Below are 23,619 nucleotides of genomic sequence, written 5' to 3' on the forward strand. Positions count from 1 at the left end.
TCAGGCCGTCACGGTCTCCGGCCGGGACGCCTCGCGGGGGGTGCGGGACCCGAGGTCCTCCGTGGCCACCGTGTGGGTCTCGCGGGCGGACAGCGCGGCGATCACCGGCGGCACGCACAGCGCGGCCGTGAACAGCGCCACCGCCGACCAGTCGTCGCCGCCCGGACCCGCGATCTGCGCCGCGAAGGTCACCGCGAACCCGGCCACCGCGAACCCGATCTGGGTACCGATCGCCATGCCCGACAGCCGGACCCGGGTCGAGAACATCTCGCCGTAGAAGGACGGCCAGACCCCGTTCGCCGCGCTGTAGACGACACCGAAGGCGACGGTCCCGAGGAGCATGATCAGCGGGTACGAGCCGGTGGAGATCGCCCACAGGTAGCCGAACATCGCCACCGCACTGCCCACCGCGCCGATCAGGTAGACCGGCCGCCGCCCGATCCGGTCCGACAGCGTCGCCCACGCCGGGATCGCGCCCAGCGCCACCAGGTTCGCCAGCGCACCCACCCACAGCATCGACGTCTTCGACATCCCGACCGAGTCGCTGGTCGCGTACGCCAGGGCCCACACCGTGAAGATCGTGCTCACCGAGGCGATCAGCGCACCGCCGACCACCCGCAGCACGTCGGCCCAGTGGTACCGCACCAGCGTCACCAGCGGCAGCCGTACGACACCCTCGGTCGCCGCCTGCTCGGCGAAGGCCGGGGTCTCCTGGAGTTTGCGCCGGATCAACCAGCCGACCACGGCCACCGCGACACTCAGCCAGAACGGCACCCGCCAGCCCCAGGACATCAGCTGGTCCTCGGGCAGCTGGGAGACCGCGATGAAGACCAGGGTGGCGATCAGCTGGCCGCCCTGGGTGCCGCCGAGCGTGAAGCTGGTGAAGAAGCCGCGCCGGTTCGGCGGCGCGTGTTCCAGACTCATGGAACTCGCGCTGGCCTGCTCGCCGGCCGCCGAGATGCCCTGCAGCACCCGGCACAGCACCAGCAGCACCGGCGCCAGGCCGCCCACCTGGGCGCGGGTCGGCAGACAGCCGATCAGGAACGTCGACAGGCCCATCAGCAGCAGCGTGAAGACCATGACCTTCTTGCGGCCGATCCGGTCCCCGAAGTGCCCGAGGAACAGCGCACCGACCGGACGGGCCGCGTACGCGACACCGAACGTGGCCAGCGAGAGCAGGGTCGCGTTGGCCGGGTCCGACTCGTCGAAGAAGACCTTCGGGAAGATCAGCGCGGCCGCGCTGCCGTAGATGAAGAAGTCGTAGTACTCCAGGGCGCTGCCGATCCAGGCGGCCAGGGCGGCCTTCCTCGGCTGGCCACCGGGCGGTACGGCGGTGGCGGCGGACTGGGCGGGGACGGACACGGCGGTGCTCCTTCGGGAAACTCCAACGTAGGCGGAGTGAGCGGCGGGGGAGAAGGCCGGTTCCCAGGGATGACGGGGTCGGCGGACCAGGGGTCGGTGCTAATTAACCCACTGGATAGTTAGTCGCGATGGGTACGGATGTTGCGCTCGCGTTTCCCCGGTGTCAAGAGGTCGGGCCGTTCCCGTCCGGTCCCGCCCGGTGTCCGGTGCCCGGCGCGGTCAGTCCGCCGCGCGCTCCGCGGTGAGGTAGGCGATCACCATGTCGCCCAGCATGGCCCGGTAGTGCGCGCGCTGCGCCGGGTCCACCAGGTCGCGGCCGAAGAGGGCGCGGAAGGTCGCCCGGTTCGCCACCCGGAAGAAGCAGAACGAGCTGATCATCGCGTGCAGGTCGACGGCGTCCACGTCGGCCGTGAACAGGCCGGACTCCTGCCCGGCGGCCAGGATCCGGCGGATCACCTCCAGCGCCGGCGAGCCGATCCTGCCGAGCTTCTCGGAGGCCGCGATGTGCTCGGCGCCGTGGATGTTCTCGATGCTGACCAGCCGGATGAAGTCCGGGTGCTGCTCGTGGTGGTCGAAGGTCAGCTCGGCGAGCCGGCGGATCGCCGCGACCGGGTCCAGGTGCTCGACGTCCAGCTGCTGCTCGGCCTCGCGGATCACGCCGTACGCGCGCTCCAGGACCGCCGTGAACAGCTGCTCCTTGCCGCCGAAGTAGTAGTAGATCATCCGCTTCGTGGTGCGGGTGCGGGCCGCGATCTCGTCGACGCGGGCCCCGTCGTAGCCGGCCCGGGCGAACTCCTGGGTGGCCACGTCGAGGATCTCGGCCTGGGTGCGGGCGGCGTCACGGAGCCGCCCGTGGGTCTGTGCCGGTTCGTCGACGCTGGTCATCGGGTTCCTATCGGGTTCCTTCGCGGGGAGGCCGGTGCGGAGATTGTAGAAGCCCGGGGCGGAGGTGTTGTCGGCGAGGTCTTCCCCTGCCGCGGCCTCCGGTGTTATAGCTAACGTACTAGTTCGTACATTAACGTTTGTGATGCCGCTCTGGAGGGCCACGTGGCCAAGGACTCGTATCTCGTCGGACTGGTCGGTGCCGGCATCGGCCCGTCGCTCAGCCCCGCCCTGCACGAGCGCGAGGCCGGCCGGCAGGGGCTGCGGTACCTGTACCGGCTGATCGACATCGACGCGCTCGGCGTGGCACCGGAGGCCGTGGGGGAGCTGGTGCGCGCCGCGCAGGACCTCGGCTTCGACGGGCTGAACATCACGCACCCCTGCAAGCAGCTCGTCATCGAGCACCTCGACGCCCTGGCCCCGCAGGCCGAGGCGCTCGGTGCGGTCAACACGGTGGTCTTCGGGGCCGACGGTAGGGCCGTCGGCCACAACACGGACGTGACCGGGTTCGCGGCGTCGTTCGCGCGGGGATTGCCGGATGCCTCGCTGGAGCGGGTGGTGCAGCTCGGTGCCGGGGGCGCGGGGGCCGCGGTCGCGCACGCGACGCTCACGTTGGGGGCCGAGCGGGTCACTGTCGTGGACGCGGTGGCCGAGCGGGCGGGCGGGTTGGCCGGGCAGTTGTGCGGGCAGTTCGGGGCGGGCCGCGCGGTGGCCGCGGGCCTGGAGCGGCTGCCGGACATGCTGGCCGGTGCGGACGGGCTCGTCCACGCGACGCCTACCGGGATGGCCGCGCATCCGGGGCTGCCGGTGCCCGCGGAGTTGCTGCATCCCGGGCTGTGGGTGGCTGAGGTCGTGTATCGGCCGCTGGAGACGGAGTTGTTGCGGACCGCTCGGGCGTTGGGGTGCGCGGTGCTGGACGGGGGCGGGATGGCGGTGTTCCAGGCCGCGGATGCGTTTCGGTTGTTCACGGGGAGGGAGCCGGACACTGCTCGGATGCTCGTCGATATCGAGGAGCTGGCAGAGAGCTCGGCGGGTCAGGTTGTGTGACGGGTGCGGGCCGGTGGGGGTTGATCGCGCCCACGCGGCGGCAGCCGCACATCGATACAGCCCCGCGCCCCTGAAAGCAGGGAATTGCAGTGCACGTGAGGAAAAGGGTCATGCGTACTTCCATTGCCACCGTTTCGCTCAGCGGGTCTCTCACCGAGAAGCTCACCGCGGCCTCCCGGGCCGGGTTCGACGGGGTCGAGATCTTCGAGAACGACCTGCTCGCCAGCCCGCTCCCGCCCCGTGAGATACGGGCCCGGTGCGCCGATCTGGGGCTCACCGTCGATCTCTACCAACCCATGCGGGACATCGAAGCCGTCCCCGACGACGAGTTCGCGCGCAATCTGCGGCGCGCCCGGCACAAGTTCGAGCTCATGCGGGAACTGGGCGCCGACACCGTCCTCGTCTGTTCCTCCGTCTGCGCGCTCGCGATCGACGACGACGATCTCGCCGCCTCCCAACTGGCCCGACTCGCTGATCTGGCACAGGACTTCGGCATCCGGGTCGCCTACGAGGCGCTCGCCTGGGGGCGGCACGTGAGTACGTACGACCACGCCTGGCAGATCGTCGAGTCGGCCGGTCATCCCGCCCTCGGGACCTGCCTGGACAGCTTTCACATCCTTTCCCGCGGGTCCGATCCGAAGGGCATCGAGGACATCCCCGGCGAGAAGATCTTCTTCCTCCAGCTGGCCGACGCCCCGCTGCTCGCCATGGACGTGCTCCAGTGGAGCCGGCACTACCGGTGCTTCCCGGGGCAGGGCGGGTTCGACGTCGCCGGGCTGGTGCGGCATGTTCTGCGCACGGGGTACGACGGGCCGCTCTCCCTGGAAGTCTTCAACGACGTCTTCCGGCAGGCGGAGGCCGGGCCGACCGCCGTCGACGCGCACCGTTCGCTGCTGGTGCTCCAGGAGGCCGTCGGGGTGGGGGAGCTGCCCCCGCCGGTCGTGCCGACGGGGGTCGCGTTCGCCGAACTCGTCACGCCGGACGCCGAACCGGTCTCGGCGCTGCTCGGCGCCCTCGGCTTCGCCCGGACCGCCAGGCACCGCAGCAAGCCCGTCGACCTGTGGGAACAGGGCAAGGCCCGGATCCTGGTCAACACCGGTCCCGCCGCCCGCCGCGAGGGCACCGGCCTCGCCGCGATCGGCCTGGAGTCACCGGACCCGCGGGCCGCAGCCCGCCGTGCCGAGGCCCTGCTCGCCCCCGTGCTGCCCCGCCGCCGCGCCCCGGAGGACGCCCCGCTCGACGCGGTCGCCGCCCCCGACGGCACGGAACTGTTCTTCTGCGCCACCGGCCACGACCCCGAACTCCGTGACTGGCGCGCCGACTTCGCCGAGGTGCCGCACGAACCGGCGCCGGGCCCGGCGTACTTCGACCACCTCGCGCTCACCCAGCCCTGGCACCAGTACGACGAGGCGGCCCTCTTCCACCGCAGCGTCCTCGGCCTGCACCCCCAGGAGAGCGTCGACGTCGCCGACCCCTACGGGCTACTGCGCTCCCGAGCCGTGACCAACGCCGACGGCACCGTCCGGATCGTCCTCGGGGTCGGCGCCGCCCCGGCCGACGACACCCTGCACGCCCAGCACATCGCCCTCGCCGTCTCCGACGTGGTCGCCGCCGCCCGGGCCTTCCGGGCGGCCGGCGGCGGTCTGCTGCCCATCCCCGCCAACTACCACGACGACCTCGCCGCCCGGTACGAGTTCGCGGACGGCGAGCTGGAGACGTACCGCGACCTCGGCATCCTCTACGACCGGGACGCGGACGGGGTCTTCCGGCACTGCTACACACGGACGGTCGGACGGGTGTTCTTCGAACTCGTCGAGCGGGATCCCGGGTATCGCGGCTACGGCGCCCAGAACGCCCCGGTGCGCCTCGCGGCCCAGCACGCCGGACGGTGAGTCACAGGCGGGGTTCAGGATTCTTACAGCTTCCATGGGTGATACTCACGAACATCCTGAATGTTCCTTGACAACCCGGACGTGACGTTCGCCGGAATCCAGTCGTCCTACAGGCCGTAGCACTCCGGGGCGCTCAGGAAGCCCTGGACACCGGGAGTCCTGGAGGCCGTCCGCGATGCCGAGCCCTGTCAGCGCCGAGCCGCTCGTCCGTGTCGAGGGGCCGCCCCCCGCGCCGGCCCCGGCACGGAGCCGTACCCGGCGCTACGAGCGCCCGATCCTCGCCGGCATCGCCACCGTCGCCGCGCTGCTCTTCTTCTGGGGCATCTGGCACAGCGCCTACCACACCTTCTACGCGAGCGCGGTCCGCAGCATGACCGACAACCCGGTCGCCTTCCTCTACGGCTCCTTCGACCCGGGCAACTCCATCACCCTGGACAAGCTGCCCGGATTCCTGTGGCCGCAGGCCCTGTCGGCGCTGGTCCTCGGCTTCCACCCCTGGTCCCTGGTGGTCCCGCAGGCCCTGGAGGGCGTGGCCTCGGTGGTCCTGCTCCACGTGGTGGTACGGCGCTGGGCCGGCGTACCGGCCGGGCTGCTGGCCGCCGCCTTCCTCACGCTCACCCCGGTGACCGTGGGCCTCGGCCGTTCGGTCACCGAGGACGCGCCGTTCGTCCTGCTGTTGCTGCTGGCCGCCGAGGCCACCCAGCGGGCCACCGCCCGCGCCCGGCTGCGCACCCTCGTCCTGGCGGGCGTCTGGGTCGGGGTGGCCTTCCAGTGCAAGATGCTGGAGGCCTGGGCGGTGCTGCCCGCGCTGGCCGTGACCTACCTGGTGGCCGCTCCGACCACGGTGCGCCGCCGGATCCGGGACCTCGCCCTGTCCGGGGCGGTCATGCTGGCGGTGTCCCTGTCCTGGATGCTGGCCGCAGGCCTCACCCCGGCCGCCGCCCGCCCCTACCTCGACGGCACGACCGACAACTCGCCGATCGCCCTGGTCGTCGGCTACAACTTCCTGACCCGCTTCCAGACGCTGGGCGTCGACGCGGCCGGCACCGGGAGCATCGTCGCCGACCGGGCGCACAGCAGGGCGTCGGTGGGAATGGGGGACAGCGTCTGGAAGATGTTCAGCCCCGGGCTGGCCAGCCAGACGGGCTGGCTGTACCCGCTGGCGGCGCTGGGCCTGGCCGCCGGGCTGTACGGCCTGTGGCGCCGCCGCCCGCAGCGCACCGACCCCTTCCTGGCGGGGTACCTGCTGTGGAGCGTCTGGCTGGTGACGTTCTTCCTGGTCTTCAGCTTCGGCAGCGTGACCGGGCACACCTACTACATGGGTGTGGTCGCGGTCGGCCTGTCGGCCCTGGCCGCGACGGCCGTGACCCGGGTGCGGCGCCGGACCGTACTGTGCGCGGTCCTCGCCGTCAACGTCGGCTGGTGCGCGGCCCTCACCCTGCACTACCCGCGCTTCTTCGCCTGGTCGGTCGGCGTCGCCGCGGCCCTGGCCCTGCCGGCGCTGGTCCTCCTCGCCGTCGGCGGGTCACGTCCGCGCAGGGCCGCCCTGGCCGTCGCCCTCGCCGCGGTCCTGGTCGTCCCCACGGTCTGGTCCGCGTCCGCGACCTCCCTGCGCTACAACCAGCCCGGCGGGTTCGGCCGGATCGGCCCGGGCAGCATCGCCACCCGCAACGGCGCCTCCGCCCTGACCCCGGCCCAGCAGCGCGTCCTCGCCTACCTCACCGCCCACCGCGAGGGCGCCCGCTACCTGGCCGCCGTGCCCCGCTGGCAGATGGCGGCGCCGTACATCCTCTCGGACAACGCCTCCATCCTCCCGCTCGGCGGCTTCACCGCCCATGTGCCGTACCCCGCGCCCGGCACCTTCCACCACCTGATCGACACCGGCCGGCTCCGCTACGTCCTGCTCTCCGCGGCCGACCTCACCCACCGCGCCCGGGGCGCGAAGACCCCGGGCCGGGCCCTGGTCCGCTGGACCATCGGCCACTGCTCACCGGTCCACGTCGCGCGCTACACCCTCTACCGCTGCGGGGCCGCCGGGCACGGACGCTGAGCGGACCGAAGGCCCCGGACCACGCACGGTCCGGGGCCTTCCAGGGTGCTGCGGATCAGCCGATGTCCGAGAACACGAAGGAGAACTCGGCGGGTGCGGCGTGCAGCTGGTACTGCGGCAGGACGCCGGGGCCGCAGGACTGCGAACCGATGCCGTGCTGGCCGTGGTCCAGGTTGACCCAGACCGTGTCACCCGGGGTGAGGTCGCTGCGGTGAGCGGCCGCGTCCAGTTGCTCGGTGGTCCAGCGGCGGCCCGTGAACCAGAACTCCGGGTCGCCCTCGATCCGCAGCCCGCCGATCTCCGCCCAACGGACGTCCGCGCGGGCGCCGTTCTCCTGCGGACGGAGGTACGGCGTCTGCAGGTCGTCCACCGTCGACTGCCAACGGCCCACCACCGAAGCCGTTCTGGTGTCCGGATACGCCTCGCCCGGCCCGCCGCCGAACCACCGCACACGGTCCGCCGCCGACAGCCCGAAGCGGACGCCGAGCCGGGGCAGCGGCACCGTCCAGTCGCCGTCCGGGGTCACGGAGACGGTGAGTCCGAGGCGGCTGCCGTCCGTGGTCCAACGGTAGACCGTCACCAGCCCGAACTCCCAGGCGGCGGGCGCCACCCGGGTGCGCACGGTCAGCGCGTCGGCGGTCTGCTCCACCGCGTCCAGCCGGTGCCGCATCCGGTGCAGACCGAACTTCCGCCACAGCGCGCCGTAGCGGATGTCCGTCTGCCAGGCGGCACCGTCGTCGTTGTCGGTCGTCGCCCGCCACACGTCCAGGCGCAGTCCGGTCACCGCCACAGAGCCGATGCTCCTCAGCGCGCCGCTGCGCGCGTCGAAGGCGGCCGGGCCGAGGGCGATCGACCCGTCACCGGACACCACGGGTCCGGCGGAGGCGGCGAAGGCCGGCAGCTGCCGCCCCGAGACGGGGAACTGACCCCAGGCGACCACATGACCGCGCGGTCCCCAGCCGGTGTCGGCGGCCAGTACCGCCCGTACGGTCCACTGCGTCTCGCCGCTGCCGGCGGCGACCGGCGGCTCCGGCAGTTTCACCTCCGCCGACTCGCCGGCCGCCAGGGCCGGTACCGCCAACGGGCCCGACTCGACGGTCTCGCCGCCGACCTGGTACGACCACTCGAAGTCCAGCGCCGACAGATCGGCGAAGTCCTGCCTGTTGGTGACCCGGACGGTGGCGCCGTCGCCCTCGATGCGGACGGGCTCGATCACCTTCTTGTACTCCACCAGCCCCGGGGAGGGCTGCCGGTCCGGGAAGACCAGTCCGTCGCAGACGAAGTTCCCGTCGTGCAGCTCCTCGCCGAAGTCGCCGCCGTACGCGTAGCCGTACCGCTCGTCCTCGATGCCGTGGTCGATCCACTCCCAGATGAAGCCGCCCTGGAGCCGGTCGTACGACTCGAAGATCCGCTGGTAGTCGGCGAGCCCACCGGGACCGTTGCCCATCGCGTGCCCGTACTCGCACAGGATGAAGGGGAGTTGACGACGCCGATGGGTACCGCCGTCCAGTTTCCGGCCGATCCGCTCGACCTCGGCGTGGTCGGCGTACATCCGTGAATAGACGTCCGTGTCACGGCAGTCGATGTCACCCTCGTAGTGCACGAGCCGGGAGGCGTCCCGGCCGTGGATCCACTCGGCCATCGCGGTCAGGCCCCGCCCGGTGCCCGCCTCGTTGCCGAGCGACCAGATCACCACCGACGGGTGGTTCTTGTCGCGCTCGACCATCCGGGCGGCCCGGTCGAGCAGCGCCGGGGTCCAGCGGTCGTCGTCGACCGGGTTGTCCCGCCAGGCCTGCTCGGTGAAGCCGTGGGTCTCCAGGTCGCACTCGTCGATCACCCACAGGCCGTACTCGTCGCACAGGTCGAGGAAGGCCGGGTGCGGCGGGTAGTGGGAGGTGCGGACCGCGTTGATGTTGTGCCGCTTCATCAGCAGCACGTCAGCGAGCATGGTCTCCGGGTCGAGGGCCCGGCCCTTCCTGGGGTGCCACTCGTGCCGGTTGACGCCCTTGAAGAGGACCGCCTTCCCGTTGACCTTGATCAGGCCGTCCTCCAGGACGACGGTCCGGAAGCCGATCCGCAACGGCACCCGTTCGCCCTCGGTGGCCAGCACCCCGTCGTACAGCCTCGGGGTCTCGGCCGTCCACGCCTCGACCGGGACGGTGACCGGCTCACCGGTCGCGATGTCGACGCCCAGTTCCGGCACGGTGACCCTGCCGTCCACGTCGGAGTCGACGCGCAGCGTGCCCGCGCCGGTGACGTGGTCGTAGGAGGCGTGCACGAAGAAGTCGAGGGCGCTCCCGGCCGGGCGGTGCAGCAGGGTCACGTCCCGGAAGATGCCGGGCAGCCACCACTGGTCCTGGTCCTCCAGGTAGGAGCCGGCCGACCACTGGTGGACGCGGACGGCGAGCACGTTGCCGACCGCCTTCAGGAGGTGGCCGACCGCGAACTCGTGCGGCAGCCGGGAGCCCTTGAACTCGCCGATGTCCGTGCCGTTCAGCCAGACGCGGGCGCAGGACTCGACCCCGTCGAAGCGCAGCACCGTCCCGCCGTCGGTCAGGTCCCAGTCCTCCGGCAGGTCGAAGGCGCGCAGGTGGTCACCCGTGGGGTTCTCGGTCGGCACCCTCGGCGGGTCGACCGGGAACGGGTACAGGTGGTTCGTGTAGATCGGCGCGCCCTGCCCCTGGAGCACCCAGTGCCCCGGGACCGACACCTCCGCCCAGCCGCCGGCGTCGTACCCCGGCTCGGCGAACGCGTCGTCCTCGGCGTCCGCCGTGGGCGACAGCCGGAAACGCCAGCTGCCGTTCAGGGAGAGGGACGCGGCGTCCGAGCGCGGACACCAGGCCCGGGGAGGCAGGGCGCCCGAACCCGGGGAGACGTCCTCGACATAGTCGGTGGCGGAGGTGCGGAAAGACATCGGTCTCCAGGTCGTGAGAGTGCGGTGTCAGCCCTTGATGCCGGTCTGCGCGATCCCCTGGACCAGCCAGCGCTGGAGGAAGAGGAACACGAACACCAGGGGCAGGATGGAGATGGCCGTGGCCATGAAGATCAGATGGAAGTTGACGGTCTGGTTGGTCATGAACGAGGAGAGCGCGACCTGCACGGTCCAGGCGTTCGGGTCCTGGCCGATGACCAGCGGCCACAGGAAGGCGTTCCAGCCGCTGATGAATGTGATCGTGGCTATCGCAGCGAAGAAGTTCAGCGAGTTGGGGACGACGATCCGCCAGTACGCGCCCCAGTAGCCGAGCCCGTCCACGCGTGCCGCCTCCTCCAGCTCCTTGGGGAACCCCAGGAAGTACTGCCGGAAAAGGAAGCAGGTGAAACCACTGAACAGGCCCGGAATGATCATGCCCCGGTAGGTGTCGATCCAGCCGAGGGACGAGACCAGCACGAAGCTGGGCACGAAGGTGACGGCCGTGGGGACCATAAGGGTCGCCAGAACGGCGTAGAAGACCTTGTTGGCGTGCTTGTAGGGGATGCGGGCGAGCCCGTATCCCGCCATGGAGCAGAACAACAGGGTGCCGACGGTGCTCAGGACGGCGATCACCGTGGAGTTCCACATGGAGTGGGCGAACTCGACGGTGGGGTCGTCGAAGAGCTCGGAGATGTTGCCCCACTGGAAGGAGGGCAGCAGCTTCCAGTTCTCGCCCGTGATCTCCGGGTCGGTGGAGAGCGAGTTGCGGACGATCAGGTAGAAGGGGATCAGGAAGAGGAAGGCGGCGACACTGACGGCGATGTACAGACCGGTGTTGCCGAGGACGCCTCCGCGCTTCTTGCGGTTCTTGCGGACGTGCGGTGCGGTGACGGTCACTTTTCCTCCCCTCCGCCGAAGCCCATGATCTTGCCCTGGGCCAGGGTGACAATGCAGATCAGCACGGACAGGATGACCGCGCCCGCGCTGCCGGCGCCGTAGTCCTGGTCGGTGCCCAGGGCCGTCTTGTACAGCTCCATGAGCGGTGTCTGCGCCCAGGTCGCCTTGGTCCCGATGATGTTGAAGAACTCGTCGAACGCCTGGTACGCGGCGATGAGCAGCAGCAGGATCACCGCGGTGGAGGTGGCGCGCAGTTGGGGCAGCGTGATGTACCGGAAGGTCTGCCAGCCCCGCTTGGCGCCGTCGATGGAGGCGGCCTCGTACAGCTCCGGCGGGATGTTCTGCAGCGCCGCCAGGAACAGGATCATGTAGAAGCCGGCCTGGATCCACAGCCGCAGGGTCACGATGACCAGCCAGTACCAGGGCGGGCTCGGGTTGGATATCCAGGACGTGTTGTCCACGCCGAACCAGCTCATGACGGTGTTGGCCAGGCCGAACCGGACACCGTTGAAGATGGACATCTTCCAGATCAGCGCCGCGGCCACGTAGGAGACGGCGGTGGGCAGGAAGAACACCGACCGGAAGAACGCCCTCATGAAGCGCAGCTGGTTCACCAGGAGCGCGAGGCCCAGCGACAGCGCCCAGGTGGTCGGCACGATGAACGCGGCGAACACCGTGAACGTCACCAGCGAGGAGGGGAAGTTGCTGTTGGTCAGGATCTGCTTGTAGTTGTCGAAGCCGATGAAATGACTCGGCGTGACGGTGTACCGGGCGTCGAAGAAGCTGAGCCAGAAGCTCCAGACGATCGGCACGAAGACGAAGATCACCAGGCCGATGAGGAACGGCCCCGTGAAGAGCCAGAAGTTGAGCGTCGGGTTGCCCCGCAGACCCCGCCGCGGCCGGGCCGGGGAGGCCTTGGCCGGGGCGGGTTGGGCGACCCCGCGTGTGGTGGTGGTCGACATGTCGTGGTCTTCCCGGCGGCCTATCCGAACAGCTTCTTGAGTTCGACGTCGACCTTCTTGTCGCAGGCGTCGAGCGCGGCCTCGGGGTCTCCGTTCTTGCGCACGGAGGAGGCGATCACGTCGTTGAAGGCGGTGATCATGGTCTGGTCGAAGCCGATGTTGTCGAAGTGGCCGTAGTCGGTGAAGAGCTTGACGCCCTCAGCGGGCAGGCCCGACTTCAGCTTGGTGGCCGACTGGGCTATCGAGGTGCGCGGCGGGATGTGGAAGCCGTACGAGGTGGCCCAGTCCTCCTGGTACTGCTTCTGGTCGATCCACAGCCACTTGACGTACTCCTTGGCCGCGTCGACGTTCTTGCCCTTGGCGTTGACGAAGATCGACCAGCCGCCGTTGTAGACGGACGGCTTGCCCGCGCTGCCGATCTTCGGGAACGGGAAGATGCCGAGGTCGTCGCCGAGGGCCTGCTGCATGGCCGGCATGGACCACATGCCGCCCCACTGGATGGCGCACAGGCCCTGGTTGAGCGAGGAGGGGTCCCAGAAGTCGGTCGGGGCGTCCAGCAGCACGTGGCCGCTGGTGAACAGGGTCCTGAGCTTCTTCAGGCCCTCGATGACGCCCGGGGTGTGGTAGGCGATCTGGTTCTTCGCGTCGAGGGTGTCGGCGCCGGCCGACCAGATCAGGGTGTTCTGGATCGCGGTGAAGTCGTTGCCGAGGAAGACGCCCTTGACCTTGCTCGTGGTGAGCTTGGCGGCGGCCTCGATCAGCTCGTCGAGCGTCGTCGGCACGTCGACCTTGGCCTTCTCCAGCATCGACTTGCGGTAGTAGAAGAACTGCGGGTCGTCGATCATCCGGATCCCGTAGATCTTCCCGTCGACCGTGTGGGAGTTGATGTCGTTCGGGTTGAAGTCGTCCTTGACCGGGTCGATGAGGTCGCTCAGGTCCGCCACCTGGCCGCTCTTGACGAGCTGGAGCTGCGGGTGGAACTCGAAGACGTCGGGGGCCTTCTTGGTGAGCAGGGCCGCGAAGAGTGCGGACTCGAAGTTGTTGCCCGTGATCCAGCTGGTGCTCACATCGGCCTTCTTGTAGGCCGCCGCGTACCGCTTGAGGGCCTGCTCGGTGCCCGCCTCGCCGTAGGCGTGGAAGTACTGGGTGAGCTGGGTGCCCGACCCGCTGCCCCCGCCTCTGCCGTTGTTGCTGCCGCACGCGGCCAGGGTGCCGGCGGCGGCCATGCCCGCGGCCGCCCGGAAGAGAGACCGGCGGGACCAGTTGTTGTTGCTGAGTGCCGACATGCTGACGTCCTTGTCTGTCGAGTGCGGCTTGGGCGCCGTGGCCGTGGGAGGCCCTGAAAACCTCGGGAGCCGGATGGCTGAAATTGCGTTGCGGAGCGGGACGTTAACCTTCGGCTAATACTTCGGCAAGAGGTTGGACGAAGTCTGCGCGAAACGTTGTACCCGGTTCGGGATGACGAACAGAGAGGGGGGCGGGGGGAGTTGAGGGCCGCCGGGTCAGGGAGGGGCCGGCGGCCCTCGGTCTGCGGGGGAGCGGGGTCCGTTACTGCCTGGTCCAGGCCTCGTTGGTGCCGCCGTTGCAGCTGTAGAGGATCACCTTGCCGCCGTCGGCGGTGGCCTGCCCGCTCACGTCCAGGCACTTGCCGGAGGCCTCGCTGAGGATCTGCCCGTTGGCGTTCAGCAGCCAGCGCTGGCCGGTGTCACCGGTGTAGTCGGCGCTCGTCGTCAGGCCGGAACCCGACGCCGTCAGATAGCCGTTCGCGCCCTTCAGGGTGCCCCTCGCGTCGTACGACCACGACTGGTCCGCCGTGCCCGTGCAGGTGCTGATGGCGGCCCCGGAGGCGCCTGCGGTCAGGCACTTGCCGGACTGTTTGCCGGCCAGCGCGCCGGTCACGGCCGAACTGCCGTGGCCCTTCTGGTCGAAGACGTACGTCGTGACCGAGCGGGCGGCGAGGGTGGCCGAGACCGTCCCCGCGCTCACCGACGGTTTCGCGACCTCGGCCCAGTCCTCGGTGGCCGACGTACGCACCGCCTGCCTGGCCTTCACCGGCGTCGCGTTGTTGAAGTGCAGACTCAGCGGGGTGTCGGTGGTGTTGTGGTTGTTGACCACGACCACCCACCGGTCGCCGCTGTCGTACGCCGACACCTCGACCCCGTCCGGCGCCCCGGTCACGTTGTGCGCGACCGAGCCCGGTTTCACGAACTTGCTGTACTGGCCGAGGGCGTAGTACCGCTTGGTGAAGTACAGCGTCTGGTTGCCGTTCGTCGCGTAGTCGGGGTCGTAGTAGATCAGGCCGTCGTTCCAGCCGACGTCGTTCTTCGCGTACGGGTCGGTGCCGTAGCCGCTGGCCAGCGCCACCCACCACTGGAAGGCCGAGTCGTGGGCGCTCGCGAAGTCCTTGTAGATGATCCGGGACATCAACAGGGCGTTGTCGATGGACGGGTCGTACTCCTGGTTCCAGCCCGTGGAGCCCTTGCCGAAGCAGCAGATCTCGGTGGCCCAGGACTTCTGGCCGACCGTCTTCGACGTCTCGTAGACGTTGGCGAGCTGGCCGTCGTTGGGGTTGTTGTAGGTGTGGTGGGCCAGCGCGGACACGTACTGTGCGGTGCCGGGCTGCGAGATCCACTGCGGGAGTTCGGAGACGAACTGGGTCGTCTGGCTGGACTCGTCGGCGATGACCGAGGTCTTCTGGTGCCGGGCCTGCTGCTCGGCGCCCAGCGCTCTGACGATGTCGTCGCGCTGGTCGACCGTGACCTGCATGCCCTCCTGGCCGCACGAGCCGAAGTCGTTGTCCGGCTCGTTGAAGGGGCTGATGTAGTCCAGTTTCACGCCCTGCCGGGCGAAGTGGTCGGTGACGTCGGCGATGTAGTTCGCGTAGGCGGTCTCGTCCTCGGCCTTCAACTGCCCGCCGCAGCTCTGCCCGTTGGTCGTCCACCGGGCGGGCGCGCTGTTGACGAAGCCGATCAGGTCCTCGACGCCGTACTTCGCCGCGTACTGGAGGAAGGTCTGACCGCCCTTGTCCCGGCTCCAGTCGTACGAGCCGTCGGAGTCCAGGAAGTCCTCGGCGGCCCGGGCCGGGGTGGTGACCGCGACCCCGCCACCGCCGATGTTGTAGCGGTACGAGCTGAGGTCCAGGCCCTGCTTGGAGAAGAGCAGCTTCGCCACCCTGGCCTGGACCTTGGGGGAGAAGTGCTGGAGGTCGTTGACCCACCAGGCGCCCGAGGCGCCGATGTCGTCGATGGTCTGGGCGGCGTGCGGGGAGACCTCGGCAGCGGATGCCGTGGCGGTGGCGGCCGAGGTGGGCGGGGCGGATATCAGGGGGCCGGCGACGGCCAGTGCGGCCGCGGCCGTCAGGAGGACCGATCTCCTGCGGTGGGGGTGTGACACGTGCATCCCTTCCGTCGTCATGAAGGTGGTGCGGTACGGCTCCTTGCGGGGCCGGCGGTGCGTCTGGCGCCCCGCTGCCCCACCGACTGCAGTGCGCCCTCCAGCGCGAACGTGGCCGCGCCCAGGCAGACCGGGTCGGTGGGGACGGGGGAGAGGACGATCTCGGTGGCGGCGAACGGCCGCCTCAGCGCGTGCCGCCGGACGGCCTCGCGCACCTCGTCGAGCAGCGGTGCGCCCAGCTTCCTGGCGACCCAGCTGCTGAGCACGACCACTTCGGGGTTGTACAGGTTCACCAGGTCCGCGATGCCCGCGCCCAGGTACCGGGCGGTGTCGCGGACCACCTTGACCGCCACCGGATCGCCCGCGGCGACTCCGTGGGCCAGGGCGTCGATGGTCGCCGTCTGGTCCTCGGGATGCAACAGCGTGGAGCGGGGGCTGAGTTCGCGCAGGTTGAGCATGATGCCGGGGGCGCCGACGTACGTCTCGACGCAGCCGTGGTTGCCGCAGTGGCACAGCCGCCCGTCCAGCACGAGTGTCGTATGACCCCACTCCCCGGCGCTGTTGCTGACACCTCGGTACAGCCCGCCGCCCAGCACCAGTCCGGCACCGACCCCGGTCCCGAGGTTCACCACGACGGCGTCCTCGCGCCCGCGCGCGGCCCCGAACCACAGCTCGGCCACGGCACTCGCCCGCAACGGGTTGTCGAGATACAGCGGATAGGCGATGTGCTCGGCGAGCAGGTCGAGCAACGGCACGTCGTGCCAGTCCCAGTTGGGCGCGTACTCGGCGATGCCGGTGGCCCGGTCGACCTGCCCCGGCACGCTCACCCCGACGCCCAGCACCCGGGCGCCCTCGACGCCGGCCTGCGCGACCACCGAGCCGATGGCCGTGGCCACATGGCCGACCGCCTGCTCGGGGCGGCTCTCCCCGGGGCGCATGTCCTCCACCGCGCGGGCCAGCACGTTCAGCCCCAGGTCGAACAGCTCGACCCGGACGTACGTCTCCGCCATGTCGACACCGATCAGCGCGCCGCCCGCGGAGTTGACGGCGACGAGGCCCCGGGGGCGGCCGCCCGCCGAGTCCTCGAAGCCGACCTCGGTGATCATCCGGAGGTCGAGCAGCTCACCGACGAGGGTGGCGACCGTGGCGACGCTGAGTCCGGTCGCGGCCGCCAGCGTCTGCCGGGAGGTGGGGGACCGGGCGATGATCTGGCGCAGCACCTCGTAGCGGTTCGCGGTGCGGATGTCACGCGACGTGCGCTTCACGCGGCTGCCCCTCCCATCCCGTCACGGCCGGGCCGGGGCGTACGACGGCACCGGCGCCGCGTCAGGCTATGGGCTTCGCGGGACTTTCGACAAGGGGTTAGGAAAGGGGCCGTAGAAACTTTCGCGGCGGTGGCCGGGGGCCGGCAGTCGAAACGGCCCGCCAGTTGTCACTGACGGGCCGTCGCGATATGGGTTACGGCTGTGTGTTCCACTCGGCGATCACGGGCCACCCGTGCTCGGTGGACAGCCGGCTGACGGTTCCCGTAGACAGCTGGAACAGCCTGCCCTCGGCGGGCGGCAGCCCCAGGCGGCGGGCCGTCAGCACCCGCAGGAAGTGGGCGTGGGCCACCAGGATCACGTCACCCGTGCCGGTGTTGAGCGCCGTCTCGACCTTCCTGAGCACCCGGTCGGCCCGCGCACCGATCTGCTCCGGCGACTCGCCGGGGTGGCCCTCGGGGCCGGGCGGGACGCCGTCGGTCCACAGGTACCAGTCGGGGCGGGTGCGGTGGATGTCCACCGTGGTGACACCCTCGTAGCCGCCGTAGTCCCATTCGTGCAGGTCGGGGTCGGGCACGACCCCGGTCAGGCCGGCGAGTTCGGCGGTGCGTATCGCGCGGTCCAGCGGGCTGGACAGCGCCAGTGCGTAGGTCCGGCCGGTGAGGAGCGGGGCGAGGGACTTGGCCTGTTCCTCGCCGTGCTGGGTGAGGGGCAGGTCGGTCCAGCTGGTGTGCTGTCCCGACAGGCTCCACTCGGTCTCACCGTGGCGGACCAGGAGAAGGTCCCCCACCGTGCACTACTCCTTCGACTCGACGGCGTGGCCGCCGAACTGGTTGCGCAGCGCCGCGATCATCTTCATCTGCGGGGAGTCGTCCTGGCGGGACGCGAACCGGGCGAAGAGGGAGGCCGTGATCGCCGGCAGCGGCACCGCGTTGTCGATGGCCGCCTCGACGGTCCAGCGGCCCTCGCCGGAGTCCTGCGCGAAGCCCTTCAGCTTGTCCAGGTGCTCGTCGTCGTCCAGGGCGTTGACCGCGAGGTCGAGCAGCCAGGAGCGGATGACGGTGCCCTCCTGCCAGGAGCGGAAGACCTCGCGGACGTTGTCCACCGACTTGACCTTCTCAAGGAGTTCCCAGCCCTCGGCGTAGGCCTGCATCATGGCGTACTCGATGCCGTTGTGGACCATCTTGGAGAAGTGCCCGGCGCCGACCCTGCCGGCGTGGACGTAGCCGTACGGGCCCTCCGGCTTGAGCGCCTCGAAGATCGGCTCCAGCCGCTCCACGTGCTGCTTGTCGCCGCCGACCATCAGGGCGTAGCCGTTCTGCAGGCCCCACACGCCGCCGGAGACACCGGCGTCGACGAAGCCGATGCCCTTGATGCCGAGCTCGGCGGCGTGCTTCTCGTCGTCCGTCCAGCGGGAGTTGCCGCCGTCGACCACCGTGTCGCCCTCGGACAGCAGGTCCTTGAGCTCGTCGACGACGGACTGGGTGGCGTGGCCGGCCGGGACCATCACCCACACCACGCGCGGCGCGTCGAGCTTCTCGACCAGTTCTTCGAGGGACTTGACGTCGGAGACGTCGGGGTTGCGGTCGTAGCCGATGACGGTGTGCCCTGCGCGGCGGATCCGCTCGCGCATGTTGCCGCCCATCTTGCCGAGGCCGATCAGTCCGAGCTGCATGTCATTCACTTCCTAAGCGTTCGGTACGTCGAGACGAGGGCGGTGGTGGACGGGTCGAGGCCGGGCACGTCGGCGCCTTCCGTCAGGGCGGGCTCGATGCGCTTGGCGAGCACCTTGCCCAGCTCCACGCCCCACTGGTCGAAGGAGTCGATGTTCCAGATCGCGCCCTGCACGAAGACCTTGTGCTCGTAGAGCGCGACGAGCTGGCCGAGGACCGACGGGGTCAGCTCGCGGGCCAGGATCGTGGTGGTGGGGTGGTTGCCCTTGAAGGTGCGGTGCGCCACCTGCTCCTCGGCCACGCCCTCCGCGCGGACCTCCTCCGCCGTCTTGCCGAAGGCCAGCGCCTGGGTCTGGGCGAAGAAGTTCGCCATCAGCAGGTCGTGCTGCGCCTTGAGCGCACCGCTCAGCTCGGCGACCGGCTCGGCGAAGCCGATGAAGTCCGCCGGGATCAGCTTGGTGCCCTGGTGGATCAACTGGTAGTACGCGTGCTGGCCGTTGGTGCCGGGCGTGCCCCACACCACCGGGCCGGTCTGCCACTGCACCGGCCGGCCGTCCCGGTCCACCGACTTGCCGTTGGACTCCATGTCCAGCTGCTGGAGGTACGCGGTGAACTTGGAGAGGTAGTGGCTGTACGGCAGCACCGCGTGCGACTGGGCGTCGTGGAAGTTGCCGTACCAGACGCCCAGCAGGCCGAGCAGCAGAGGCGCGTTGGCCTCGGCGGGGGCGGTGCGGAAGTGCTCGTCGACCAGGTGGAAGCCGTCCAGCATCTCCCGGAAGCGGTCCGGGCCGATGGCGATCATCAGCGAGAGGCCGATCGCGGAGTCGTACGAGTAGCGGCCGCCGACCCAGTCCCAGAACTCGAACATGTTGTCGGGGTCGATGCCGAACTCCGTCACCTTGCCGGCGTTCGTGGACAGGGCCACGAAGTGCTTCGCCACCGCCTTTTCGTCGCCGCCCAGCCCGTCGAGCAGCCAGGTGCGCGCCGAGGTCGCGTTGGTGATGGTCTCGATCGTGGTGAACGTCTTCGACGCGACGATGAACAGCGTCTCCGCCGGGTCCAGGTCGCGGGTCGCCTCGTGCAGGTCGGCGCCGTCCACGTTGGAGACGAAACGGAACGTCAGGTCCCGTGCCGTGAAGGCACGGAGGGCCTCGTAGGCCATCGCGGGACCGAGGTCCGAGCCGCCGATGCCGATGTTGACGACGTTCCGGATGCGCTTGCCGGTGTGGCCGGTCCACTCGCCGGAGCGGACCCGCTCGGCGAAGCCGCCCATCTTGTCCAGCACGGCGTGCACGGCCGGGACGACGTTCACCCCGTCGACCTCGATCACCGTGTCGCGCGGGGCGCGCAGGGCGGTGTGCAGGACCGCCCGCCGCTCGGTGATGTTGATCTTCTCGCCGCGGAACATGGCGTCCCGCAGCCCGAACACGTCGGTGGCGGTGGCCAGTTCCTGGAGCAGGGCGAGGGTCTCGTCCGTGATCAGGTGCTTGCTGTAGTCGATGTACAGGTCGCCGACCCGTACGACGTACCGCTCGGCGCGCGCCGGGTCGGCCTCGAACAGCTCACGCAGGACGGGCTGTCCCTCGGCCCGGTGGTCCTCCAGGGCGGCCCACTCGGGCCGCCGGGTGAGCTCGGGGGTGTCAGGCATGGGAAGCGGTCTCCTTGGTGCCCTCGCCCCGAAGAGCGACGGCGTACATCTCGTCGGCGTCGAGGCGGCGCAGTTCCTCGGCGATGAGTTCGGAGGTGGCGCGGACCTTCAGGGCGAGGGTGCGCGGCGGCTGGCCCGGCAGGGTCAGGGTCGCGAGGGGGCCCTCGGGGCGGTCGATGACGATCTCGCCGCTCGCCGTGCCGAGCCGTACCTTCGTCACGACCGGGCCGGGGGAGACCACGCGGTCCACCTTGACCTTGAGCCGCGCCTCCAGCCAGCGGGCGAGGAGTTCGGCGCTCGGGTTGTCCGCCTCGGCCTCCACGGCCGCCGAGGTCACGTCGACCCGGGCCTGGTCGAGGGCGGCGGCCAGCATGGACCGCCACAGGGTGAGCCGGGTCCACGCGAGGTCGGTGTCGCCCGGCGCGTAGTTGCGGGCGCGGGACTCCAGGACCTGCATCGGCCGCTCGACCGCGTACAGGTCGGTGATCCTGCGCTGGGCGAGCGCGCCGAGCGGGTCCTTGGAGGGGGTGTCGGGGGCCTCCACCGGCCACCACACCACCACCGGGGCGTCCGGCAGCAGCAGCGGCAGCACCACCGAGTCGGCGTGGTCGGAGACGTCGCCGTAGGTGCGCAGCACGACCGTCTCGCCGGTGCCGGCCTCGGAGCCGACCCGGACCTCCGCGTCCAGACGGGAAGTGGTGCGGTCGCGCAGGGTGCGGGCGTGCCGCTTGATGACGACCAGGGTGCGCGAGGGGTGCTCGTGCGAGGCCTCCTCGGCCGCCTTGATCGAGTCGTAGGCGTTCTCCTCGTCCGTGACGATCACCATCGTCAGGACCATGCCCACGGCGGGCGTGCCGATGGCGCGGCGACCCTGCACCAGCGCCTTGTTGATCTTGCTTGCCGTGGTGTCGGTCAGGTCGATCTTCATGGCCTGCGCCAGCTCCGTCCGTCTCGTGCGAGCATCTCGTCGGCTTCCTGCGGTCCCCAGCTGCCCGACTCGTACTGTGCGGGCTTACCATGCTTCGCCCAGTACGTCTCGATCGGGTCGAGGATCTTCCAGGACTCTTCCACTTCCTGGTGACGAGGGAACAAATTGGCGTCGCCGAGCAGCACGTCCAGGATGAGCCGCTCGTACGCCTCCGGGCTGGACTCCGTGAACGACTCGCCGTACGCGAAGTCCATCGTCACGTCCCGGATCTCCATCGAGGTGCCGGGCACCTTGGAGCCGAACCGGACGGTCATGCCCTCGTCGGGCTGGACGCGGATGACGATCGCGTTCGCGCCGAGCTCCTCGGTGGCCGTGGAGTCGAAGGGGGAGTGCGGGGCCCGCTTGAAGACCACCGCGATCTCGGTGACGCGGCGGCCGAGCCGCTTGCCGGTGCGCAGGTAGAAGGGGACGCCCGCCCAGCGGCGGTTGTCGATGCCGAGCTTGACGGCCGCGTAGGTGTCGGTCTTCGACTTCGGGTCGATGCCGTCCTCCTGGAGGTAGCCGATCACCTTCTCGCCGCCCTGCCAGCCCTCGGCGTACTGCCCGCGCACGGTGTGCCGGCCCAGGTCCTCCGGCAGCCGCACCGACTTGAGGACCTTCAGCTTCTCGGTGAGCAGCGCGTCCGCGTCGAACGCGATCGGCTCCTCCATCGCGGTGAGGGCCATCAGCTGGAGCAGGTGGTTCTGGATGACGTCACGGGCCGAGCCGATTCCGTCGTAGTAACCCGCACGGCCGCCGATGCCGATGTCCTCGGCCATGGTGATCTGCACGTGGTCGACGTACGACCGGTTCCAGATCGGCTCGTACATCTGGTTGGCGAAGCGCAGCGCCAGGATGTTCTGGACGGTCTCCTTGCCCAGGTAGTGGTCGATGCGGAACACCTGGTCCGGATCGAACACGTCGTGGACGACCGCGTTCAGGTCCTGCGCCGACGCCAGGTCGTGGCCGAACGGCTTCTCGATGACCGCCCGCCGCCAGGCCCCTTCCGGCGGGGTCGCCAGGCCGACCTTCTTCAGCTGCTGCACGACCTTCGGGAAGAACTTCGGCGGCACGGAGAGGTAGAAGGCGAAGTTGCCGCCGGTGCCCCGGGAGCTGTCCAGTTCGTCGACGGCCGCCTTGAGCTGCTTGAACGCGGTGTCGTCGTCGAAGTCGCCGGGGATGAACCGCATGCCCTCGGCGAGCTGCTGCCAGACCTCCTCCTGGAAGGGGGTCCGGGCGTGCTCGCGCACCGCGTCGTGGACGACCTGGGCGAAGTCCTGGTCCTCCCAGTCCCGGCGGGCGAAGCCGACGAGGGAGAAGCCCGGCGGCAGCAGGCCGCGGTTGGCCAGGTCGTAGATGGCCGGCATCAGTTTCTTGCGGGACAGGTCGCCGGTCACCCCGAAGATGACCAGGCCCGACGGGCCGGCGACCCGCGGCAGCCGCCGGTCGCGCGCGTCGCGCAACGGGTTGTCCCAGTCGGCGGCGGGCACCACCGGCACCCGCACCTCCTTGGCGGTCTCGCTCATTACGCCTCAACTCCCTTGCTGTCCAGGGACTTCGTGACGGCGTCCAGCAGCTCCTGCCAGGCCACCTCGAACTTGGCGACGCCCTCGTCCTCCAGCTTGCCCACGACCTCGTCGTAGGAGATGCCGAGCCGCTCCACCGCCTCCAGGTCGGCACGGGCCTGGGCGTAGCCCCCGGTCACCGTGTCGCCGTGGATGTCACCGTGGTCGGCGGTCGCGTTCAGCGTCGCCTCCGGCATGGTGTTGACGGTGCCGGGGGCCACCAGCTCGTCGACGTAGAGGGTGTCCTTGTACGCCGGGTCCTTGACGCCGGTGGAGGCCCACAGGGGGCGCTGCCTGTTGGCCTTCGCGGCGGCCAGCGCGGTCCAGCGGTCGCCCGCGAAGACCTCCTCGTACGCCTCGTAGGCGAGCCGCGCGTTGGCCAGCGCCGCCCTGCCCTTCAGCGCGAGCGCCTCGTCGGTCCCGATCACCGTCAGCCGCTTGTCGATCTCGCTGTCGACGCGGGAGACGAAGAAGGAGGCCACGGAGTGGATCGTGGAGAGGTCCAGGCCCCTGGCGGCGGCCTGCTCCAGGCCGGCCAGGTAGGCGGCCATGACCTCGCGGTAGCGCTCCAGCGAGAAGATCAGCGTGACGTTGACGCTGATGCCCTCCGCGACGACCGCGGTGATCGCCGGGAGACCGGCCCTGGTGGCCGGGATCTTGATCATCACGTTGGGGCGGTCGACCAGCCAGAAGAGCTGCTTGGCCTCGGCGACGGTGGCGGTGGTGTCGTGGGCGAGGCGGGGGTCGACCTCGATGGACACCCGGCCGTCCGTGCCGTGCGACGCGTCGTATACGGAACGCAGGATGTCGGCGGCGGCCCGCACGTCCTGCGTCGTCATCATCCGCACGGCCTCCTCGACCGTGACCCCGCGCACCGCGAGGTCGGACAGCTGCTCCTCGTACCCCTCGCCGGAGCCGATGGCGGCCTGGAAGATCGACGGGTTCGTGGTCACGCCCACGACGTTGCGGTCGGCGACGAGCTCGGCGAGGTTGCCGGTGCTGATCCGCTTGCGCGACAGGTCGTCCAGCCAGATCGAGACGCCCTCGTCGGAGAGGCGCTTCAGTGCTCCCGCGGTGGCGGTTGCTTCGGTCACAGTGATCATCTTCC

General features: G+C 70.1%; 17 protein-coding genes. 3 read left to right on the top strand and 14 right to left on the bottom strand.

The annotated features are described in order from the left end of the window. Together ACZ4UV_RS11325 and ACZ4UV_RS11330 are read right to left on the bottom strand one after the other, a co-directional pair. Complete coding sequence (locus tag ACZ4UV_RS11325; protein ID WP_451021279.1) at nucleotides 1–1,362, bottom strand: MFS transporter; 1,362 nt, start codon at nucleotides 1,360–1,362, stop codon at nucleotides 1–3. A gap of 219 nt (nucleotides 1,363–1,581) precedes the next feature. Further along, nucleotides 1,582–2,247 carry a TetR/AcrR family transcriptional regulator gene (locus ACZ4UV_RS11330; RefSeq protein WP_351499861.1) on the bottom strand — a complete coding sequence of 222 codons (666 nt, stop codon included), beginning with the start codon at nucleotides 2,245–2,247 and terminating at the stop codon, nucleotides 1,582–1,584. A gap of 162 nt (nucleotides 2,248–2,409) precedes the next feature. On the opposite strand from ACZ4UV_RS11330, the gene ACZ4UV_RS11335 reads away from it, so the two are divergent. From ACZ4UV_RS11335 to ACZ4UV_RS11345, 3 genes are all read left to right on the top strand, one after another. Beyond that, nucleotides 2,410–3,291 carry a shikimate dehydrogenase gene (locus ACZ4UV_RS11335; RefSeq protein WP_451021278.1) on the top strand — a complete coding sequence of 294 codons (882 nt, stop codon included), beginning with the start codon at nucleotides 2,410–2,412 and terminating at the stop codon, nucleotides 3,289–3,291. A 110-nt stretch (nucleotides 3,292–3,401) separates the two neighbouring features. Continuing rightward, on the top strand, nucleotides 3,402–5,183 hold the full coding sequence (locus ACZ4UV_RS11340; RefSeq protein WP_467837468.1) for a bifunctional sugar phosphate isomerase/epimerase/4-hydroxyphenylpyruvate dioxygenase family protein: 1,782 nt from the start codon (nucleotides 3,402–3,404) through the stop codon (nucleotides 5,181–5,183). Between the two features lie 175 nt (nucleotides 5,184–5,358). Further along, nucleotides 5,359–7,233, top strand: a complete 1,875-nt coding sequence (locus tag ACZ4UV_RS11345) for an ArnT family glycosyltransferase (protein WP_467837470.1) — start codon at nucleotides 5,359–5,361, stop codon at nucleotides 7,231–7,233. A gap of 55 nt (nucleotides 7,234–7,288) precedes the next feature. Here the strand turns inward: ACZ4UV_RS11345 and ACZ4UV_RS11350 are convergent, their stop codons facing one another. The 12 genes from ACZ4UV_RS11350 to tal all read right to left on the bottom strand — a co-directional run bounded on the left by ACZ4UV_RS11350 (nucleotide 7,289) and on the right by tal (nucleotide 23,614). Next, nucleotides 7,289–10,147 (bottom strand): glycoside hydrolase family 2 TIM barrel-domain containing protein, encoded by a 2,859-nt coding sequence (locus tag ACZ4UV_RS11350; protein ID WP_467837472.1) that lies wholly within the window; start codon nucleotides 10,145–10,147, stop codon nucleotides 7,289–7,291. A 27-nt stretch (nucleotides 10,148–10,174) separates the two neighbouring features. After that, the gene (locus ACZ4UV_RS11355; protein WP_451021848.1) at nucleotides 10,175–11,041 is read right to left on the bottom strand and encodes a carbohydrate ABC transporter permease; all 867 of its coding nucleotides are present in this window, start codon (nucleotides 11,039–11,041) and stop codon (nucleotides 10,175–10,177) included. Then, complete coding sequence (locus tag ACZ4UV_RS11360) at nucleotides 11,038–12,003, bottom strand: carbohydrate ABC transporter permease (RefSeq protein ID WP_451021849.1); 966 nt, start codon at nucleotides 12,001–12,003, stop codon at nucleotides 11,038–11,040. The genes ACZ4UV_RS11355 and ACZ4UV_RS11360 overlap by 4 nt, the downstream gene beginning before the upstream one ends. Nucleotides 12,004–12,023: 20 nt before the next feature. Next, nucleotides 12,024–13,289: an ABC transporter substrate-binding protein gene (locus tag ACZ4UV_RS11365; protein WP_451021850.1), complete on the bottom strand. Its 1,266-nt coding sequence runs from the start codon at nucleotides 13,287–13,289 to the stop codon at nucleotides 12,024–12,026. Nucleotides 13,290–13,551: 262 nt separating this feature from the next. Then, nucleotides 13,552–15,402, bottom strand: a complete 1,851-nt coding sequence (locus ACZ4UV_RS11370; RefSeq protein WP_467837929.1) for a glycoside hydrolase — start codon at nucleotides 15,400–15,402, stop codon at nucleotides 13,552–13,554. Nucleotides 15,403–15,413: 11 nt separating this feature from the next. Further along, entirely contained in the window at nucleotides 15,414–16,661 is a 1,248-nt protein-coding gene (locus ACZ4UV_RS11375) for an ROK family protein (protein WP_467837475.1), read from the bottom strand. A 193-nt stretch (nucleotides 16,662–16,854) separates the two neighbouring features. Further along, nucleotides 16,855–17,448 (bottom strand): histidine phosphatase family protein, encoded by a 594-nt coding sequence (locus ACZ4UV_RS11380; protein ID WP_467837477.1) that lies wholly within the window; start codon nucleotides 17,446–17,448, stop codon nucleotides 16,855–16,857. 6 nt (nucleotides 17,449–17,454) lie between these two features. Then, complete coding sequence (gene gnd, locus ACZ4UV_RS11385; protein WP_467837479.1) at nucleotides 17,455–18,333, bottom strand: phosphogluconate dehydrogenase (NAD(+)-dependent, decarboxylating); 879 nt, start codon at nucleotides 18,331–18,333, stop codon at nucleotides 17,455–17,457. Between the two features lie 5 nt (nucleotides 18,334–18,338). After that, complete coding sequence (pgi, locus tag ACZ4UV_RS11390) at nucleotides 18,339–19,979, bottom strand: glucose-6-phosphate isomerase (RefSeq protein WP_467837481.1); 1,641 nt, start codon at nucleotides 19,977–19,979, stop codon at nucleotides 18,339–18,341. Next, the gene (gene opcA / locus ACZ4UV_RS11395) at nucleotides 19,972–20,907 is read right to left on the bottom strand and encodes a glucose-6-phosphate dehydrogenase assembly protein OpcA (RefSeq protein WP_451020417.1); all 936 of its coding nucleotides are present in this window, start codon (nucleotides 20,905–20,907) and stop codon (nucleotides 19,972–19,974) included. Before opcA ends, pgi begins: the two co-directional genes overlap by 8 nt. Further along, nucleotides 20,904–22,472 (bottom strand): glucose-6-phosphate dehydrogenase, encoded by a 1,569-nt coding sequence (gene zwf / locus ACZ4UV_RS11400; protein ID WP_451020416.1) that lies wholly within the window; start codon nucleotides 22,470–22,472, stop codon nucleotides 20,904–20,906. The genes opcA and zwf overlap by 4 nt, the downstream gene beginning before the upstream one ends. After that, entirely contained in the window at nucleotides 22,472–23,614 is a 1,143-nt protein-coding gene (gene tal, locus ACZ4UV_RS11405; protein ID WP_451020415.1) for a transaldolase, read from the bottom strand. Before tal ends, zwf begins: the two co-directional genes overlap by 1 nt. Between the last annotated feature and the right edge of the window lie 5 nt (nucleotides 23,615–23,619).

Source organism: Streptomyces sp. NPDC028289, assembly GCF_055565975.1.

Bases quoted from the DNA above. Each gene is read 5' to 3' on its own strand.
- ACZ4UV_RS11330 (WP_351499861.1), bottom strand. From the start codon at position 2,247: ATGACCAGCGTCGACGAACCGGCACAGACCCACGGGCGGCTCCGTGAC.
- ACZ4UV_RS11340 (WP_467837468.1), top strand. From the start codon at position 3,402: ATGCGTACTTCCATTGCCACCGTTTCGCTCAGCGGGTCTCTCACCGAG.
- ACZ4UV_RS11345 (WP_467837470.1), top strand. From the start codon at position 5,359: ATGCCGAGCCCTGTCAGCGCCGAGCCGCTCGTCCGTGTCGAGGGGCCG.
- ACZ4UV_RS11350 (WP_467837472.1), bottom strand. From the start codon at position 10,147: ATGTCTTTCCGCACCTCCGCCACCGACTATGTCGAGGACGTCTCCCCG.
- ACZ4UV_RS11360 (WP_451021849.1), bottom strand. From the start codon at position 12,003: ATGTCGACCACCACCACACGCGGGGTCGCCCAACCCGCCCCGGCCAAG.
- ACZ4UV_RS11365 (WP_451021850.1), bottom strand. From the start codon at position 13,289: ATGTCGGCACTCAGCAACAACAACTGGTCCCGCCGGTCTCTCTTCCGG.
- ACZ4UV_RS11370 (WP_467837929.1), bottom strand. From the start codon at position 15,402: ATGCACGTGTCACACCCCCACCGCAGGAGATCGGTCCTCCTGACGGCC.
- gnd (WP_467837479.1), bottom strand. From the start codon at position 18,333: ATGCAGCTCGGACTGATCGGCCTCGGCAAGATGGGCGGCAACATGCGC.
- pgi (WP_467837481.1), bottom strand. From the start codon at position 19,979: ATGCCTGACACCCCCGAGCTCACCCGGCGGCCCGAGTGGGCCGCCCTG.
- opcA (WP_451020417.1), bottom strand. From the start codon at position 20,907: ATGAAGATCGACCTGACCGACACCACGGCAAGCAAGATCAACAAGGCG.
- zwf (WP_451020416.1), bottom strand. From the start codon at position 22,472: ATGAGCGAGACCGCCAAGGAGGTGCGGGTGCCGGTGGTGCCCGCCGCC.
- tal (WP_451020415.1), bottom strand. From the start codon at position 23,614: ATGATCACTGTGACCGAAGCAACCGCCACCGCGGGAGCACTGAAGCGC.